The organism is Bradyrhizobium sp. YCK136 (genome assembly GCF_044570075.1).
In the GTDB taxonomy this organism is placed as follows: domain Bacteria; phylum Pseudomonadota; class Alphaproteobacteria; order Rhizobiales; family Xanthobacteraceae; genus Bradyrhizobium; species Bradyrhizobium diazoefficiens.
On record NZ_CP172424.1, the window covers coordinates 4,075,724 to 4,092,751 of the forward strand.

The window sequence follows — 17,028 nt, forward strand, 5'->3', positions numbered from 1 at the left end:
TCCGCGATCGAACAATGTTTAAAGCACGCGATAGCGGATCGTGTAGGCGTCCTGCGGCGCGATGCTGCCCGTCACCGGCGAGGCGATGCGGTCGGCGAGATGCCAGGGGCCGAATTGCTCGGAGCGATGCGGCTTGGCCGGAAGGCGGAGGCGGAATTCGAACGTGCCCTTGCCGGGCAGGTTCACCACCAGCACGCGGTCGGCGGTGCGGTGGTTGAGCGCCACCGCGCCGCGCAGCAGTGCGCGGCCGTCGGCGAGGTCGCGCACGCCGTCGACCAGCGCCAGCGTCTGGTTGCGGTCGGTATGCAGCTCGATCTGGGTGTCGGATACAGCCGTCAGCGTCTCCCTGGGCATGCGGATCTCGAACTCGACCGCAGGCTTGGACGGGTTGAGGCCGAGATAGGCGAGCGCAGCGTGGCGCACGTCGTAGGCGGCGAAGGCGAACAAGGCGACGGCGGCGAGCGTGGCGAGGCCATGCCTGACGACATCGCGCCAAGGGGAATAGCTCATCCGATAGCCCAGGCGGAAATACACCGTCATCGCCAGCGCGACCGCGAGCGCCATCGCGATACCTGACAGCGCCGACATCAGGATGCCGAGCCGGTCGCTGGCGGATTCGGCAAGGGGGCCGATCAGGCCGGAGAGGGTGTTCATGGCGGTCGCTCGCCTTGCGCCCCAAAGGGGACGAAATTGCTTTAACAATCGGTGGTTGGTCGCAAGAGCGGGAACACCGGTTCAACTCGCTGATTGTCAGCGTCAGAAGTCGCGGCTAATGACGGTCCGCGGTGTTCCGCCTTACGGGAAAGTTCCGATGTCTGTCCAAATGATCCTGCTGCCTGTCTTCGTGCAGGTCGGTCTCACCTTCGCGCTTCTGATCGGCATGGTCTTCGGGCGTCGCAAGGCGCTGGTCTCGGGCGAGACCAAGATCCGCGACATTGCGCTGGGCGAGCCGAACTGGCCCAAGAGCACCACGCAAATCGCCAATTGCTACCGCAACCAGTTCGAGCTGCCGTTGCTGTTCTACGCCCTGATCGCGCTGGCGCTCCCCTTGCGCCATGTCGATCTCTTCATCGTGCTGATGTCATGGGTGTTCGTGGTGACACGGTTCGCCCATGCCGGCGTGTTCGTCTCCTCGAACGATCTCGGCCGCCGCTCGACGATCTGGCTCGCCGGCGTACTGGTGCTGCTGGTGATGTGGATCTGCTTCGCGCTGAGAATGCTCTTGTTGATCTGACTTTTAACGGTCGGATTTCATCTGAAAGATTTGAAATGACCCCCGCTGCCCGGCTGTCCGCAGCCATCGAACTGATCGATACCATCGAGAGAGACCGCGTGCCCGCGGCCAAGGCACTGAAGGAGTGGGGCACCGCGCACCGCTTCGCCGGCTCCGGCGACCGCGCCGCGATTGCCGGCCTCGTCTGGGACGTGCTGCGCCGCTATGCCTCGAGCGCCTTCCTGATGGACGCCGACACCGCGCGGGCGCGGCTGATCGGCATGCTCCGCCTCGAGCGCGACATGGACGCGGCCACCATGGCCGCCCTGTTCGACGGCAGCCGCTTTGCGCCGGCGCCGCTGACGGAGGCCGAGCAGGCGGCGCTCAGCCATCGCTCCCTCAAGGACGCTCCCGCTGCGATCGCCGGCGACTACCCCGAATGGCTCGATCCGCATCTGGCAAAGGTGTTCGGCGAGGACCGTGCGGCGGAGGCGGCCGCGATGGCGAGCCGGGCGCCGCTGGACCTGCGCGTCAACACGCTAAAGTCCAATCGTGACAAGGTGCTGCGGGCGCTTGCTCATCTTCATGCGAAACCGACGCCCTGGTCTGCAACCGGCCTGCGCATCGAGCTTTCCGCCGATGCGCGCAACCCCGGCATCCAGGCCGAGGAGGATTTCATCAAGGGCGCCGTTGAAGTGCAGGATGAGGGATCGCAGCTTGCGGCCCAGTTCACCGCGGCAAAACCCGGCGAGCAGGTGATCGATCTCTGCGCCGGCGCCGGCGGCAAGACGCTGGCGCTCGCCGCCATGATGCAGGGCAAGGGCCGGTTGATCGCGACCGATAGCGACAAGCGGCAGCTTGCGCCCATTCACGAACGCCTGTCGCGCGCCGGCGTCCACAATGCCGATGTCCGCACGCCCAAGGGCGAGGCCGATCCGCTGGCCGACATCAGTGCCACGGCCGATCTCGTCGTGATCGACGCCCCCTGCACGGGAACCGGCACCTGGCGCCGCAACCCCGACGCCAAATGGCGGATGCGGCCGGGTGCGCTGGAGATTCGCCTGCGCGACCAGGCCGAGGTGCTGGAGCGCGCCGTGCCGCTGGTGAAGCTAGGTGGCCGCATCGCCTACATCACCTGCTCGGTGCTGGCGGAAGAGAACGGCGAGCAGGTGAGGGCGTTCATCGGCCGTCACCCGGAGTTCGCGGTGGTCCCACCCGAGCAGATCGCGAGCGTGCTCTGGGACAAGGCGGAAGATTTCGCAAAAGCCGCGCTGCAATCGCCCGAGGGCTGGCTGATGACGCCGCGCCGGACCGGGACGGATGGCTTCTTCGTCTCGGTGCTGAAGAAGACCGCCTGATCAACGTTGTCATTCCGGGGCTCGCGAAGCGAGAACCCGGAATCCATCGAGCCGCAGGGACCGCCGCGCGATAGATTCCGGGGGTCGCCCTCCGGGCGCCCCGGAATGACGGCCGTTGGGCCCCCCAAAAACAAAAGCCCCGCAGACCGAATCCCGGCCACGGGGCTTTCAAGTTCTCGCGCTCTGCCGGTACGTCCGTGGTCAGAAGCGCTGGTGCGCTGGCGATTAGCCGACGCGGAGATTGTCAGCCGACGACTTGCCGCTGCGACGGTCGGCGACGATGTCGAACGAGACCTTCTGACCCTCGTTGAGGGAGGAGAGGCCAGCGCGCTCGACGGCGCTGATGTGCACGAACACGTCCTTCTGGCCGTCGTCCGGCTGGATGAAACCATAACCCTTTTGGGTGTTGAACCACTTCACGGTGCCCATAGCCATGGGAATTTCCTTTAGTTAGTTAGAGAGGATACGCACGCGGACCGGTACGCAGCACTGCGCCCATAGTCCTGATGAGTCGATGTTTTGGAGAAATCATCTGAAGCGTGCGCGCCTGTCTTAGACGAGGCGAAGCGGCCCAGTCGTTCGGCCAAGTATCGATGATCACAATATAGCGAGAATTTTGGGCCACTTCAAGGCACCACCCGCCACCCGGCACCTCGCCCGGATTTTCTATTTTGCGGTGCAAATTAACCGCTCCGGCGCATCTCAATCGACGATAAACAGCGTCGCTCCGGTGGCCGTCGAGGACCGGTGCGCGGCGTCGCCGAAGTCGGAGACCTGGTAGCTCATCCCCGCCGTGAGCTTGAACTTGCGGCCGTCGCGCAGCTCCGAATCGAGCTCGCCCTTGACCACGAAGATGACGTGGCCGCGGTCGCACCAATGGTCGGCGAGATAGCCCGGCGAATACTCGACCATCCGCACCCGGAGATCGCCGATGTTGAGCGTGCGCCACAGCGCCTGGCCGGTCTCGCCGGCATGCTTGGTCGGCTCGACCTTGCTCCAGTCGGTGACGGTGAAGGGGGAGGTGGGAAGTTTCATGGGGGGATCCTGTCTCAGAGCCGGCAATGCCGGTGTTAGCGCAGGCCGTTGCCGCAGTCTCCGTCATTGCGAGCACAGCGAAGCAATCCAGAAATGCATCCGCGGAGGCCATCTGGATTGCTTCGTCGCGTCAGCGCAAAATTGCTCCGCAATTTTGTCTCGCGATGACGGGCTTGGGGCACGCTCGCACACCGCTCAAGGTGTCATCGCCCGCCTTGTGCGCGCTTGCGCACTGGAGCGGGCGATCAAGTATTCCAGAGGCCGTGCCGTGATACGGAGAAGCCGCGGCGTACTGGATTCCCCGCTTTCGCGGGGAATGACAGCGGTGGGTGGGGTGGCACCGTCTGCACACGACAAGCCGCGGCGGGGACAGCAACCCACGCAGGCGTCACTGCGGCAAATGGTTCGCCGACCCCTGCACGATCAGCCCCGCATCATTCACCCGCAGATACTCGCAGATCTTCTTGCCCCGCTCGTTCGCGTAGAACACCACAACGCTATCCGGGCTGACGAACAAGTCGATCAGCGAGAAGTGCAGCTCCGGCAGCAGCCCAAGCGCCTTGCCCCAGTACGCCCGCAACGCGTCCTTGCCGCGCACGGTGCCGCTGGCATCGAACCCCAGCGCCGGGATGCGGTCCGATGTCATCACGGCCGCCTCGTCATAGAGCGTGAGCACGCGTTCGAGATCGCGCGCGTTCCAGGCCTCGACCCAGGTCCGGCCGAGCGCGGCAAGCGTCGATGGCTGATGGTGCTGTGACATGGCATTCTCCCTGATCGGCCCCTGGTTGAAGGGTGGCAAATTAGGTCAATAATACTTACCTATATCCGTTTGTCCATGCCCAAAGAAGAATGTGGGCGCGCAAACCTGCGCGGTTGCGGGCCGGGCGCCTGTCGCGTATCTGCTTGCCATGACAGCAGCACAGAACGACCGCTCCGCGTCGACGCCCTCCGTGGCCTCGGCGCATGACAAGATTCTCATCGTCGACTTCGGCAGCCAGGTGACGCAGCTGATCGCGCGTCGCGTGCGCGAGGACGGCGTCTATTGCGAGATCGTCCCGTTCAACAAGGCCGAACAGGCTTTTCTGGAGATGAAGCCGAAGGCGGTGATCCTCTCCGGCGGGCCGGAGTCGGTGCACGAGGCCGGCTCGCCCCGCGCCCCGCAATTGATCTTCGCCTCCGGCGTTCCCGTGATGGGCATCTGCTACGGCCAGATGACCATGGCGGCGCAGCTCGGCGGTGAGGTCGAGGGCGGCCATCACCGCGAATTCGGCCGCGCCGATGTCGAGGTGAAGGCCGAGAGCAAGCTGTTCGAGGACGTCTGGTCATCAGGCAGCAAGAACCAGGTCTGGATGAGCCATGGCGACCGCATCACCAAGATGCCGCCGGGCTTCTCGGTGGCCGGCACCTCGCCGAACGCGCCCTTCGCGATCATCCAGGACGAGAAGCGCAAATATTACGGCCTGATGTTCCACCCCGAAGTGGTGCACACGCCCGACGGCGCCAAGCTGATCCGCAACTTCGTGCGCAAGATCGCCGGCCTCACCGGCGACTGGACCATGCGCGCCTTCCGCGAGGAGGAGATCGCAAAAATCCGCGCCCAGGTCGGCAAGGGCAAGGTGATCTGCGGCCTCTCCGGCGGCGTCGATTCGGCCGTCGCGGCCGTGCTGATCCACGAAGCCATCGGCGACCAGCTCACCTGCGTCTTCGTCGATCACGGCTTGATGCGCCTCAACGAGGCCGAGCAGGTGGTCGACCTGTTCCGCCACCACTACAACATCCCGCTCGTGCACGTGGATGCGTCGAAGCAGTTTTTGGGCGAGCTCGAAGGCGTCACCGACCCCGAGATCAAGCGCAAGACCATCGGCCGCCTCTTCATCGAGGTGTTCGAGGCCGAGGCCAAGAAGATCGGCGGCGCCGACTTCCTGGCGCAAGGCACGCTCTACCCCGACGTGATCGAGAGCGTCTCCTTCACCGGCGGCCCCTCGGTGACGATCAAGTCGCACCACAATGTCGGCGGTCTGCCCGAGCGCATGAACATGAAGCTCGTCGAGCCCCTGCGCGAGCTGTTCAAGGACGAGGTGCGCAAGTTAGGGCGCGAGCTCGGCCTGCCCGAAATCTTCGTCGGCCGCCACCCGTTCCCGGGCCCGGGCCTCGCCATCCGCTGCCCCGGCGACATCACGAGCGACAAGCTCGACATCCTGCGTAAGGCCGACGCCGTCTACATCGACCAGATCCGCAAGCACGGCCTCTACGACGACATCTGGCAGGCCTTTGCGGTGCTGCTCCCGGTCAAGACCGTCGGCGTCATGGGCGACGGCCGCACCTACGACTACGTCGTGGGCCTCCGCGCCGTCACCTCCACCGACGGCATGACCGCGGACTTCTACCAGTTCGACATGAAGTTCTTAGGCGAGACCGCCACGCGCATCATCAACGAGGTGAAGGGCGTGAACCGGGTGGTGTACGACGTGACCAGCAAGCCGCCTGGGACGATTGAGTGGGAGTAGTGGACCGGTTGTCATCGGGCAGTTTGGCGTGGTTTTGGAGCGTCTATCTCATTTCTTCCCGGTCGCGTCGTCACATAAGCCTGATCGAGGTCTGAAAACTATCGCGCTTCCGCGAACAGCGCAATGTGGCGTACTGCGGCGTGCAGAAAGGTCGGAAGCGGTGAGCCGAAGTCTCAGTTTGAGGGATCGGGATTACGGTGACAGTGCATTTGACTATCGCTCGCTAAAGAAGGCTTGCGAGTTGAATTCACTGTCACCGTAATGTTCGAAGAAGTCAGCGCGCGACCGGTTCTCGGCGTCGATCACGGCCATAGATCGATTACTGCTCCTTCCTGAACAAATCCTGGAAGACCAGCGGGCCCCAGGTGCGGCCGCGCGCGTGCACCAGCGCGCCACCCTCGTTGAGCTTTCCGAGCTTCACGGGTGCGAAGCCGAGTTGTTTCGCCAAGGCCGCGACGGGAACGATCGCGTCCTCGTCGTCGCTGGACAGAAAGACGACCCGGTGGCCGCCCTCGACGACCGGATCGGTAGCCAGTTTGGCTGCAATCAGATGATTGAAACCTTTCACGAACCTGGCTCCGGTGAACGCCTTCGCGACGACGGCGGAGGACAGAAGACCGTCCAGCTCTTCTCCAAAGCCGTTCGTCGCGTCGATGATTGTCTTGCCTTTCCAGTTCGGCAGGGCCTTCGCAACCGCGCGATGCTCCCCGAACGGGACCGCCAGGATGATCGTGTCGGCCTCGAGCGCGTCCCGCAGCGACCTGGCGACGACCGTGGGGCCAATCGCCCGAGCCTGCGGCGCCAACGCCTCGGGCGGCCGGCGGCTTGCAACTGATACGTCGATGTTCTTGCGGGCGAAGGCGTGGGCGAGGGCCTGGCCTATCTTGCCGAATCCTATGATTGCGTAGCTCATCATACGTCTCCTGTTTTCAGATGGCCGAGAAGCCGCCGTCGACGGACAACTCCACCCCGTTCACGAAGCTTGAATCGTCTGACGCCCGAAACAGCGCGACCGCCGCGATTTCCTCAGGACGACCCATCGTTCCCCTGGGGATCAGGGATTCGAACATCCGCTTCGCGTCCTCGGTGAGAACCTGGTCCTGCATCGGTGTGGCGATCGGCCCCGGGCTCAGCACGTTCACCCGGATGTTTCTGCCCTTCAGTTCGTTGAGCCAGGTGCGTGCAAATGAGCGCAACGCCGCCTTGCTCGCCGCATACACGCCGTAACCGGGAAAGCCTTTCACCGACGCAACGGACCCGGTCATGAAGATCGATCCGCCGTCGCGGAACAGCGGCAACGCCTTCTGCACCGTGAACAGCGTGCCGCGCGTATTCAGGCCGAAGGTTGCATCGAAATGCTGCTCGGTAATCTCGCCGAGCGGAACGGCTTCCCCCATGCCGGCGCTCGCGTAGAGGACGTCGATCTTGCCCTTCTCCCGCTTGACCGTGTCGAACAGGCGGTCGAGATCGTCGAGATTGGCCGCGTCGCCGCGCACGCCGGTCACGTTCCGGCCAATCAGCTTGACGGCCTCGTCGAGCGCCTGCTGCCTCCGGCCCGTGATGAAAACGTACGCGCCTTCGTCAACGAACCGCTTGGCGCTCGCCAGCGCCATGCCACTCGATCCACCCGTGACGACCGCAACCTTGCCTTCAAGCTTTCCCATGACTTCTCCATTCGTGGTGTCGGGACAGCATCTGCCTCCGAGAACCCCGAGATGGGTCCGCCGGGGTCAGGTGTTGAGTGCGAAAGCGCGCACATCGGTGGTGCGAAATCGATCCGGCTGGACGATTGACGCCGGCCGCGACGAGCGGTGTCCGCCGGTCGGAATTGGGCCGTACCTGCCGGCATGGGGCTGTGATCGCTGCCCGTGCTACCCACATACGAGATGCCGCTCGATGTGTTGGACACGGGCTTTGGAAGGCGCACCGTGCGGTGCGGGATTGCACCATGATCGACTGGGATGACGTTCGCTACTTTCTTGCCGTCGCGCGCGGAGGCTCGGTGCGGGCTGCCGCCGAGCGCCTCGGTGTGAACCACGCGACCGTGCTGCGACGCATCGCCCAGCTCGAGGAGCGCCTCGGGGTCCATATGTTCGAAAAGCTGCCTTCGGGCTACCGCCTGACGGCTGCAGGCGAGGAGGTCCTCGAGTTCGCGGACCAGATGGAAACGTCTTCGCACCTGCTGGAGACGCGCGTCTTCGGGCGCGACCAGAGCGTGCGCGGGCTTCTGCGGGTGACGCTGGCGCCGCCGCTGGCGACACACCTGCTCATGCCTGATTTCGCCGATTTCGCGCGTCTGCATCCGGACATCGAGATGGACATCCTGTCGTTCGGCGAGTTGGCAAATCTGACCAACCGGGAGGCCGACGTCGCGATCCGCGTCGTCTACGACCGCAAAACCCTGCCGCTCAATCTTCACGGCCTGAAGGGACCGGAGCTGTTCGGCGCCGTCTACATGTCCAGGGATCGACTGGCCGCGTGGCGTGCGGGCGCGCCTGATCCTGTCAGGTGGATCGTCATCAGCATGCATGGGATTCCGGATTGGGCCAGCGAGGGTGAGGTTCGCACCACGGGCGGTCCGTTCAGGGTCACGGATGCCGGCGCGCAGATCGCTGCCGTACGGCAAGGGCTCGGGATCACGACACTGCCGTGCTTCGTCGGCGATGCCGACCCCCTGCTGGTGAGGGTGCCGGGCAGCGACCTGCACATGTACGGAACGGTTTGGCTTCTCACACAGGGCGAGACACGCAAGACGAAGCGCGTGCGGCTCTTCACCGAGTTCGTATCCCGCAGGCTCACCGCGTACGCGCCGCTTCTCGCGGGGCTGTCCGTATCGCGCGACTGATGCAGCGTCGTACTAAGGCGATGTTGTGTCAGCAATAGCAGGCGATCGTTCTCGCGTTGCCATGCAGGACGTACCGTCTCACCAGATGAACGGAATCAGGCGCCGGCGCACACGGCGCGCGTAGTCGTCATAGCCCTTGAGGCCTGCGCGCAGCGTCTGCTCCTCGATGCCGATCCGGATGCCAAACAACAGGGCGAGGATGAGGACCGTCGCAAGTCCCCACCACGAGCCGAGCACCAGCGATGTCCCGGCGACGTAGAAGAGCGTGCCGAAATACATGGGATGGCGGACGATGGCATAGGGGCCTGTTGTGATGACCGCCTGCCCGCGGTCCTTTTGCAGTTTCACGACCGGCGCCGCGAAGCTGTTCGTGCGCATGATCCAGTAAATGAACAGCATTGCCGCCAGCAGGAGCCCGCAGCCTGCCCACTGCACGGAAGTTGGCATTGCTGACCAGTGCCAGCGCGCCGCATCTGCCGCCATGAAGCCCATTCCTCCGAATATGAGGAGCAGGATCGGGATGAGAATCAGCTTGTCCGCGAGCGGCTGATCTTTCTGCACGGGCGGCTTAAGGCGCTCTCTGAGCAGGCTCGGATCAACCCGCGCCATGTTTATCCCGAACACGACCGAGAGCGCGATCATCGCGCCGAGGTAGAGCCACCCGCCAGTGTAGTCCGTCGTGCCTGCAGCACCAAAGATGATCGCGCCCATGAAGCCGAACCAGACGATCGTCTGAACGATGAGATTGAGAACGAGACCCATTTTTCTGCCTTTCCCGTCGAAGGTTCGGAGTCTTCCGCACGGCCAGCGCCGCTGCGGGTTTCCTCATTGCCGTCGTCGGCCACGTGTCCAGCGGCTCATGGCGTCCTCCATGGCGCCCCGCATGACCCGATAGAAGTCGGCCATCTCCCTGAGACGCGCGCTTGCCGCCTTGGACGCAGCTATTTCAGCTCCGGCGTTCAACTGCCCGGCCAACGCGTCGAGCAGACGATTCTGCTGCCGGACCATGGCTTCGTAATCGTCTGCCACGGCATAGAGCGCGCGCTTCGTCCCAGGTTCGCTATGGCGACGCGCCAGCGTGTAACTCTCGAGCAGTCGAGCGGCTACGCTTGCGCTGCTCTTGCTGATCCCGAGGTCTTCGGTGATCTGATCGAGGCTGACGGGGCGGGGGCAGAGAAGCAAATAGCCATAGAGACGGGCGGCGACGGGCGGCACGCCCCAGGGCGTGAGCAGCCGTGCCACGTCCTCCGTGAACCGCTGCTCGTCCTTGTTGGTCTTGTTTGACATATTCGGCATATTCCGAATATATAGAATTTATGGCTGACGGCAAGCGCCAAGCGGGGGCTCATGCCTCCCTGTCAGTCCGCTGCGGCTGGTGTTTTGCAGGATCGGTATCATGTCGCCGGGAAACCGTGGCGTGCCTCGGATCGAGCAGCACGGGAGGCAAAGGGCAGGCCTTTGACTGGATCGCCGAGCTGCGCGCCCGGCCGCGCAATGCGCAGGTCAAGTTCGAGAACTTCGGTGTCGGTGGTGACCTGGCCTACAATGCGCTGAAGCGATTGCCTGCGGTGCTTGCCTGTCGTCCCGGCAAGGTCGTCGTTTGGGTCTCGCGCATGAATGGATGGCGGTTCCATACCGATGGCGTGCACCTCGACAGCCGCGCGGGACGGATCGTGGCGGATCGCATTCAAGAGTTCATCGACGCCTGCTAGGGTGCAATCATTGCATGATATTCAACGGAGCAGCGCCATGGACGAGCGGCAGACATCGAGCGTAGTCGCAATCATTCCCTGCAACGACCTCGATGCAGCGGAACGGTGGTGGAACAGGCTCGGCTTCTTCAGGCCGGTCGATCAAGTCTACGAAGACTATCGGATGCTGTCAGATGGTGTTGGTGGCGAGGTGCATTTGCAGCAGGCGGTGGAAGGCTGGCTCATTCCGGGGAGCAACCCGTTTGGCGTCTACGTCTACACGCCCCGGGTCCGCGGCCTGGCCGCGGCGATGTGCCCGGAGATCGTCGAGCCGAGCCGCGCGGCCGAGCACAAGCCGTGGGGCATGTATGAATTCGTGCTAAATGGCCCCGACGACCTGCTCGTCCGCGTGGGCTGGCCGAGCCGGTTGATGACGGAGTAGGTCTGGCGTTGGCGCAAGCCTCTCGGCGCCAATTGTCGCACCTTCATGTGAAGCATCTCACACGCACGCTTGCGTCAATCATGCGACAGAACACCTGCTGTGATTGTACGTGGTGAATTGGGCTTATTGAGATGCCCGCCACCACATCAGCTGAAATGAGCTGCACACGCCAGAACGACATGTTGAAATAGCCATGAACCGGCCGATTGCGTCGGTCCATGAGAGCTATGGAGACACTATGGCTGACAAACACGAACAGAGCATGGTTGGTACGTGGACCAAAACCACGGCGGCTGCGTGTGCGGACAAATATCCCGCCACCATCACCTTCTCGACCGGCACCTACCGCGGCATGCGCGGCGAGGGGCAGGGCATGGTGTGGTGGGACGCGGGAATCTACCGTCTCGAGGATCCCAACACACTCGTCGTCGGGACGGCCAGCGATGAACTTGTGACCTATCGCATTTCACTCGAGGCCGACCGGTTTGAGTTTACGGATTCCGAGGGCTGTGTCGTGACCTATCGGCGCGCGTAGGACTGCGCACGCCACAGCTGACTTGAGATAACGCGGGCGTACCCGCGAACGAGCCCGATGCTCACGTCGATCGCCTCGTCATTTCAACGAGGAGATTACGACATGTGCAATTGCTCAGAGCATGAATCGAGTGGCAGCCTTGCGAAGATGACCGGAGCATCGGTCGAGCCGGCGATGAAGCCGCAGGTGCCGCTGTCGCGTCAGATCAGCATCAGCGACGACGATTCCGGCGACCAGCCGGCCGGGACCGATCTGCAGCCGTTTCCGCCCTTCAGGCTGTGCAGGCTCGACTTTCGCGAGGGCTGCTACCAGATCAACTTCAGGCCGACGGCCGGCTTCGTGTCTTTCGAAGGCACGCTGCGCGTCGATCGCTCGGCGCCCGACGGCGGCGCGGATCATCTGATCGTCAGCGGCGATCTCTACTCGAAGCGGCCGGTGATCGGTCCAATCCCCCATCCGTTGCCGCCCGTGGGGAACAAGGACGGAGATGCAGCCACAGCGGACGCGGGGCTGACGAGCCTCGCCGGTTCGCTCAGCGCGGTCGACGAGCCGGCTATTCCGTTCCCGATCCGCAGGCCGAGGATCCCCATCTTCCCCCGCGCGCGCTATCACTCCTATCTCAGGGTGACCAGCGTGTCCGCGCCGGTCGCGGTCCCGCTGCCGAAGAAGTGCGAGCTCACCATCGTCGCCGAGCAGTTCAATTACACGCAGCCGCCGGTCGGCCAGTTCAAGGGCACGTTCCCGGCGACGCCGTCGCGCACCGTGACGATGAAGCTTGCGAAGGTGCCGGCGCCGTTTCCGTTCTCCCTGACCGGCGGACCGTTCTACGAGGGCCGGCTGTTCGAGGGCGGTGTGGACAAGGGCAGCGTCACGCTCGCCTGGGTGTCGAAATTCTTCCGCCGGGCGACGCTGGAAATCGATACGCTGGTCGGCGCCGTGCGGCCCGCGCCGGTGCCCGACGGCGCCGGCGGCACGGAGTTCTTCGACACGATCTTCGCCAGGACCGGCTGGCAGCTGACGGTGGTGCAGGACCAGCTCAACGTCCCGGTGCCATCAGGCGTGGTGCCGACCAACTGCTGGAGCTCTGCGGATCTGCACGCGCTGATGACGACCGTGCGCAATCCGGCGACGAATCTGGACGCCGAATGGCGCGTGCACATGATCGTCGTGCCTGCGAAGCTCGGCTGCTCGCGCGGCATCATGTACGACCAGATCGGCGTTCCCCGCGAGGGCTGCGCGAGCTTCTCCGATGACGGCTATCCCACCTCGGACTCGTCGAACTTTGGTCTCGCCGCGAACAGGAAGCAGCGCGACGTGCCGCGTGCGTTCCTGCGCAGTGCGACCCACGAGCTGACGCACACGCTGAACCAGATCCACCAGGAGCAGGAGACGGCGGCCGACAACTCGATCATGACCACGACGCCGAGCGTGGCGGACGTGCTCGGAGGTCCCGCGACGGGCGAGCCCGGCGTGTTCCCGGATCAGATCAAGCTCGCGCACAACACCAACGTCCGTCATCACCTGAACCACATGCCGGATCCGGTCATTCGTCCGGGCGGATGGCCGTTCGCAAGCTGGTTCCCGACCGGCGCGCCGCAGGCCGCCGACCGGCACGACTTCGAACCTTCCGAGCTGACGCTTGCGGTGACGGCTACGACCGACCGCGTCGCGCTCGGCCAGCCGCTGGATCTGACCTGGACGATGACGAACACCAGCGGCGTGTCGCTGCGCGCGCCGAACGACGTCGGCATCGAGGCCTTGTTCGCGTCGATCACGGTCACCGATGCCGAGGGGCGCGAGCGCCCGGTGAGGCCCTTCGTGATCCTGTGCGAGCACGCGAAATTGAGCGAGCTCGAGCCTGGCAAGAGCGTCACGGCCTCGGCGAAGGTGTTCTGGAGTACGGCGGGTTTTGCCTTCGAGCGACCGGGCCGCTACCGCGTCGACGTCGCCGTGTCGTGGTCGGCGCAGGGCGTGATGGTGGGCGTGCAGTCGGGGATCGACGTGTTCGTCGACTATCCGTCCAGCGCCAGCGACAACCATTCGGCCAATCTCGTGCTGCATCCCGAGGTCGGCAAATGGGTGGCGCTCGGCGGCGATGCCTATCACCTCGGCGAGGCGTGCCGGCGCTTGCAGGCGCTCAGCCAGACCGCGGCGCCGGCAGGTGCACTGGCCGTCGCCGGCGACGGCGCGCCCGCGCCGCGGGTGCTCGACGGCTTCGCGGACCTGCTGCCGGACCGCGCCAAGCTCGCCAGATTGCGTCCCGAGCTGACCGCCGACACGGGCGGCCGCGCGGCACGCGGTCCCGCACGCGCGGCAGCCCCCGGGCGCAAACGCGCCGCGAAGGCAAAGAAGCGCACGGGGCGAAAGGGATAAGCCGAAGCCGGAGCCACGGGTATCGATCGCCCGACCCATCCATCGCACGTCACCCGCGCACGGCGCGGGTGACGCACGACGCGTCGTCAGAACCGGGCGTCGATGTCGACGACGTCGATCAGCTTGTGATTGACGAACTCCTTGAGGCCGAGCCCCAGCAATTCGCGTCCGTAGCCGGAGCGGCGGATGCCGCCGAAGGGCAGGTCGGCCTCGACCTTGGTCGGATGGTTGACGAACACCATGCCGGTCGAGATCTTCCTGGCGACGTCCGCGCCGTGCTTCGTGTCGGAGGTGAACACCGAGCCGCCGAGGCCGAACGGGGAATCATTGGCGATGCGCACGGCATCATTCTCGTCCCTGGCGCGAAATAGCATCGAGACGGGGCCGAAGAATTCCCAGTAGCGCGCCGGATTGTCGTCGGCGACATCGGTCAGGATCGTCGGCTGCACGAAGGCGCCCTGGTTGGGGACGGGCGGGCCGACCTGCTCGGCCTTGGCGCCATGAGCGACGGCCTGGCGGATCTTTTCCTTGATCTCGTCGGCCGCGGCTTGCGAGGAGAGCGGAGCCAGCGTCGTTTCGGGAGCGAAGGGGTCGCCCGCCCTGAGGCCGGCCACGCCCTCGCGGTAGCGCGCAAGAAATTCGTCATAGACCGCATCGACGATGATCATGCGCTTGGATGAGACGCAGACCTGGCCGCCGTTCCAGTGACGGCCGAACACCGCCCATTTGATCGTCTTGGCCATGTCGGCGTCGGCGAGCACGACGAACGCGTCGGCGCCGCCGAGCTCCATGGTCGACTTCTTCAGCGCCTTGCCGGCCTGCGCGGCGACGACCGCGCCGGCATCTTCCGAGCCCGTGAGCGCCACGCCATGGACGCGCGGATCGTTGATGATCGTCTCGACCTGCGAGCGGGTCGCGTAGAGATTGATGAAGGCGCCCTCGGGCAGCCCCGCTTCGCGCATCAGCCGTTCGAACGCCGCCGCGCTCTGCGGCACGTTGGAGGCGTGCTTCAGCAGCATGGTGTTGCCGGCCGAAAGCTGCGGGGCGATGATGCGGGCGATCTGGTAGTAAGGGAAGTTCCAGGGTTCGATGGCGAGCAGCACGCCGAGCGGCTCGCAGACGATGACGGCCTCGCCCTCGGCGGGATCGGCGACAGTCAATTTCTCCGGCCGGAGCAGGCTTTCGGCATTCTGGACGTAATATTCGAAGATCTTCGCGGACAATTCGACCTCGGCCTTCGCTTCGGTGAACAGCTTGCCCATCTCGAGCGTCAGGAGCTTTGCATAGGCGTCGGCGTCCTTGCGCAGCAGGTTAGCTGCCTTTTGCAGGATTGCGCCGCGCGCGGCAAAGGACGTCTCGCGCCAGGCAAGGAAGGCCGCATGCGCCGCGTCGATCGCGCGGGCGACCTCGGCATCGGTGGCGGTGGGGAATGTCTCGAGGACTTCACCCGTGTAGGGGTAGGTGGTTGCGTAGGCCATGCTTCGTCGTTCCTTTCGCGTAAGCAGAGAACAAATCGCCGATCTCAGCCGCCGGTGCTGACGAAACGATGGATCACAATGGAGGTCGTCACTTTGAGACAGGTCAATCGGCACGCCTCGACGCCGTTCACGAGACAGCGATCGACCGCGCGGGCGGCCCGCCGGGGCGGGGCATCATCGGGGGGCACTGCACAGCACCCCGGCACAAACGCGGGATGCGGGTTGCGCTGTCTCATGATACGCCAGCCACATCGTCCTCTCCGGAGCCTGCCTTCATGTCCGTCGCGACCACCGCCAATCAAGCCCCCGCAACCGCCGCCGAGACCGATCCCGAAACGCTCGGCTGGATGAAGGGCTTCCCGCCGGCGCCGGAGCGGACGATCACCTTCCAGGACGGCTCGTTCCGCAGCTTCCCCGAGCTGCGCTGGGCCTGGAGCAATATCCGCCAATTGGTGCCGACCGTGAACGTCTGGCGCGGGGCGGGACCGGCATCGCCGCTGCCGCGCGAGGACCACGACATCGGCGCGGTCGCCTCGACCACGATGGACGGCCGTCCCATGACCTTCGCGAAAATGCTGGAGGAGACCTACACCGACGGCATCGCCGTGCTGCATCGGGGCAAGCTGATCTACGAGCGCTACTTCGGTGCGTTGAAGGCGCACAAGCCGCATATCGGAATGTCGGTAACGAAATCCTTCACCGGCGTGCTCGCGGGCATTCTGGTCACCGAGGGCAAGATCGATCCGCAGGCACCGGTCACGGACTATGTACCGGAGCTGAAGGCGAGCGCATTTGGCGATGCGCGCGTGCACGAGGTCATGGATATGACCACTGGCCTCGAATACACCGAGGTCTACACCGACAAGAATTCGCATGTGTGGGGCTTGCGGCGCGCCAACGGCATGGCGCCGATTCCGCCTGGCTATGACGGCCCGACCACCATTTTCGATTTCCTCGTCGCGCAGAAGAAGCAGGGCGAGCACGGCAAGGCCTTTGCCTACAAGACCGTCAACACCGACGTGCTGGCCTGGATCTGCCGGCGCGCCAGCGGCCTGACGCTGTCCGATCTTCTCTCCGAGCGGATCTGGACGCAAATCGGCGCGGAAGAGGACGCGCATTATCACGTCGACCGCATCGGCACCGAAAGCGGCGGCGGCGGTCTCTCGACCACTTTGCGCGATCTCGCCCGCTTCGGCGAGACCATGCGCAATCACGGCCGTTTTAATGGCCGCCAGATCGTGCCGTCGTCCGTTGTCGAGGACATTTCGCGCGGCGGCGATTCCGAGAAATTCAAGCCGGCCGGCTACACCACGTTGCCAGGTGCCTCCTATCGCAATCAATGGTGGGTGACGCACAATCCCCACGGCGCCTACATGGCGCGCGGCGTCCACGGCCAGGGCATCTACATCGATCCCAAGGCCGAGATGGTGATCGCGCGCTACGCCTCGCACCCCGTCGCGGGCAACGCCGCCAACGATCCCGTGACGCTGCCGGCCTACATGGCGCTGGCGAAGCAGCTGATGGCGGGCGGGTGAGGTGAGGTTGTAGGAT

The 17,028-nt window shown here is 64.7% G+C and carries 18 protein-coding genes; 9 read left to right on the forward strand and 9 right to left on the reverse strand.

Annotated features, from left to right (window positions below; translation table 11 throughout):
* Window positions 1–18: 18 nt before the first annotated feature.
* A complete protein-coding gene (locus ACFLEY_RS19375; protein WP_060911681.1) occupies window positions 19–654 on the reverse strand; it encodes a hypothetical protein in 636 nt (211 codons plus the stop codon).
* Window positions 655–811: 157 nt separating this feature from the next.
* Here ACFLEY_RS19375 and ACFLEY_RS19380 point away from each other — a divergent pair, with 157 nt between their 5' ends.
* Window positions 812–1,234 carry an MAPEG family protein gene (locus tag ACFLEY_RS19380; protein WP_211433637.1) on the forward strand — a complete coding sequence of 141 codons (423 nt, stop codon included), beginning with the start codon at window positions 812–814 and terminating at the stop codon, window positions 1,232–1,234.
* A gap of 35 nt (window positions 1,235–1,269) precedes the next feature.
* On the forward strand, window positions 1,270–2,571 hold the full coding sequence (locus ACFLEY_RS19385) for an RsmB/NOP family class I SAM-dependent RNA methyltransferase (protein ID WP_060911683.1): 1,302 nt from the start codon (window positions 1,270–1,272) through the stop codon (window positions 2,569–2,571).
* A 225-nt stretch (window positions 2,572–2,796) separates the two neighbouring features.
* On the opposite strand, the gene ACFLEY_RS19390 is transcribed toward ACFLEY_RS19385, so the two are convergent.
* From ACFLEY_RS19390 to ACFLEY_RS19400, 3 genes are all read right to left on the reverse strand, one after another.
* Window positions 2,797–3,006: a cold-shock protein gene (locus ACFLEY_RS19390; RefSeq protein ID WP_008141931.1), complete on the reverse strand. Its 210-nt coding sequence runs from the start codon at window positions 3,004–3,006 to the stop codon at window positions 2,797–2,799.
* A 267-nt stretch (window positions 3,007–3,273) separates the two neighbouring features.
* Entirely contained in the window at window positions 3,274–3,606 is a 333-nt protein-coding gene (locus tag ACFLEY_RS19395; protein WP_011086763.1) for a DHCW motif cupin fold protein, read from the reverse strand.
* Between the two features lie 388 nt (window positions 3,607–3,994).
* A complete protein-coding gene (locus ACFLEY_RS19400) occupies window positions 3,995–4,366 on the reverse strand; it encodes a nuclear transport factor 2 family protein (protein ID WP_060911684.1) in 372 nt (123 codons plus the stop codon).
* Between the two features lie 148 nt (window positions 4,367–4,514).
* Here ACFLEY_RS19400 and guaA point away from each other — a divergent pair, with 148 nt between their 5' ends.
* Window positions 4,515–6,113: a glutamine-hydrolyzing GMP synthase gene (gene guaA, locus ACFLEY_RS19405; RefSeq protein ID WP_060913058.1), complete on the forward strand. Its 1,599-nt coding sequence runs from the start codon at window positions 4,515–4,517 to the stop codon at window positions 6,111–6,113.
* Window positions 6,114–6,432: 319 nt separating this feature from the next.
* Here guaA and ACFLEY_RS19410 read toward each other — a convergent pair whose 3' ends face one another.
* Both ACFLEY_RS19410 and ACFLEY_RS19415 read right to left on the reverse strand, forming a co-directional pair.
* A complete protein-coding gene (locus ACFLEY_RS19410; protein ID WP_060913059.1) occupies window positions 6,433–7,026 on the reverse strand; it encodes an NADPH-dependent F420 reductase in 594 nt (197 codons plus the stop codon).
* A 16-nt stretch (window positions 7,027–7,042) separates the two neighbouring features.
* On the reverse strand, window positions 7,043–7,777 hold the full coding sequence (locus ACFLEY_RS19415; RefSeq protein WP_060911685.1) for an SDR family NAD(P)-dependent oxidoreductase: 735 nt from the start codon (window positions 7,775–7,777) through the stop codon (window positions 7,043–7,045).
* A gap of 284 nt (window positions 7,778–8,061) precedes the next feature.
* On the opposite strand from ACFLEY_RS19415, the gene ACFLEY_RS19420 reads away from it, so the two are divergent.
* Window positions 8,062–8,958 carry a LysR family transcriptional regulator gene (locus ACFLEY_RS19420; RefSeq protein ID WP_060911686.1) on the forward strand — a complete coding sequence of 299 codons (897 nt, stop codon included), beginning with the start codon at window positions 8,062–8,064 and terminating at the stop codon, window positions 8,956–8,958.
* A 78-nt stretch (window positions 8,959–9,036) separates the two neighbouring features.
* On the opposite strand, the gene ACFLEY_RS19425 is transcribed toward ACFLEY_RS19420, so the two are convergent.
* Together ACFLEY_RS19425 and ACFLEY_RS19430 are read right to left on the reverse strand one after the other, a co-directional pair.
* Entirely contained in the window at window positions 9,037–9,720 is a 684-nt protein-coding gene (locus ACFLEY_RS19425; RefSeq protein WP_060911687.1) for an isoprenylcysteine carboxylmethyltransferase family protein, read from the reverse strand.
* A 63-nt stretch (window positions 9,721–9,783) separates the two neighbouring features.
* The gene (locus ACFLEY_RS19430) at window positions 9,784–10,245 is read right to left on the reverse strand and encodes a GbsR/MarR family transcriptional regulator (RefSeq protein WP_060913060.1); all 462 of its coding nucleotides are present in this window, start codon (window positions 10,243–10,245) and stop codon (window positions 9,784–9,786) included.
* 29 nt (window positions 10,246–10,274) lie between these two features.
* Between ACFLEY_RS19430 and ACFLEY_RS19435 the strand changes: the two genes are divergently transcribed.
* From ACFLEY_RS19435 to ACFLEY_RS19450, 4 genes are all read left to right on the forward strand, one after another.
* On the forward strand, window positions 10,275–10,670 hold the full coding sequence (locus ACFLEY_RS19435) for a hypothetical protein (protein WP_171901257.1): 396 nt from the start codon (window positions 10,275–10,277) through the stop codon (window positions 10,668–10,670).
* Between the two features lie 37 nt (window positions 10,671–10,707).
* On the forward strand, window positions 10,708–11,091 hold the full coding sequence (locus tag ACFLEY_RS19440) for a glyoxalase (protein ID WP_060911689.1): 384 nt from the start codon (window positions 10,708–10,710) through the stop codon (window positions 11,089–11,091).
* Window positions 11,092–11,329: 238 nt separating this feature from the next.
* On the forward strand, window positions 11,330–11,626 hold the full coding sequence (locus tag ACFLEY_RS19445; RefSeq protein ID WP_060911690.1) for a hypothetical protein: 297 nt from the start codon (window positions 11,330–11,332) through the stop codon (window positions 11,624–11,626).
* A gap of 147 nt (window positions 11,627–11,773) precedes the next feature.
* Window positions 11,774–13,999 carry a hypothetical protein gene (locus tag ACFLEY_RS19450; RefSeq protein ID WP_396604737.1) on the forward strand — a complete coding sequence of 742 codons (2,226 nt, stop codon included), beginning with the start codon at window positions 11,774–11,776 and terminating at the stop codon, window positions 13,997–13,999.
* A gap of 86 nt (window positions 14,000–14,085) precedes the next feature.
* Here ACFLEY_RS19450 and ACFLEY_RS19455 read toward each other — a convergent pair whose 3' ends face one another.
* Window positions 14,086–15,477 (reverse strand): NAD-dependent succinate-semialdehyde dehydrogenase, encoded by a 1,392-nt coding sequence (locus tag ACFLEY_RS19455; RefSeq protein ID WP_060911692.1) that lies wholly within the window; start codon window positions 15,475–15,477, stop codon window positions 14,086–14,088.
* A gap of 275 nt (window positions 15,478–15,752) precedes the next feature.
* Between ACFLEY_RS19455 and ACFLEY_RS19460 the strand changes: the two genes are divergently transcribed.
* Window positions 15,753–17,012 (forward strand): serine hydrolase, encoded by a 1,260-nt coding sequence (locus tag ACFLEY_RS19460; RefSeq protein ID WP_060911693.1) that lies wholly within the window; start codon window positions 15,753–15,755, stop codon window positions 17,010–17,012.
* The last annotated feature ends 16 nt before the right edge of the window (window positions 17,013–17,028 follow it).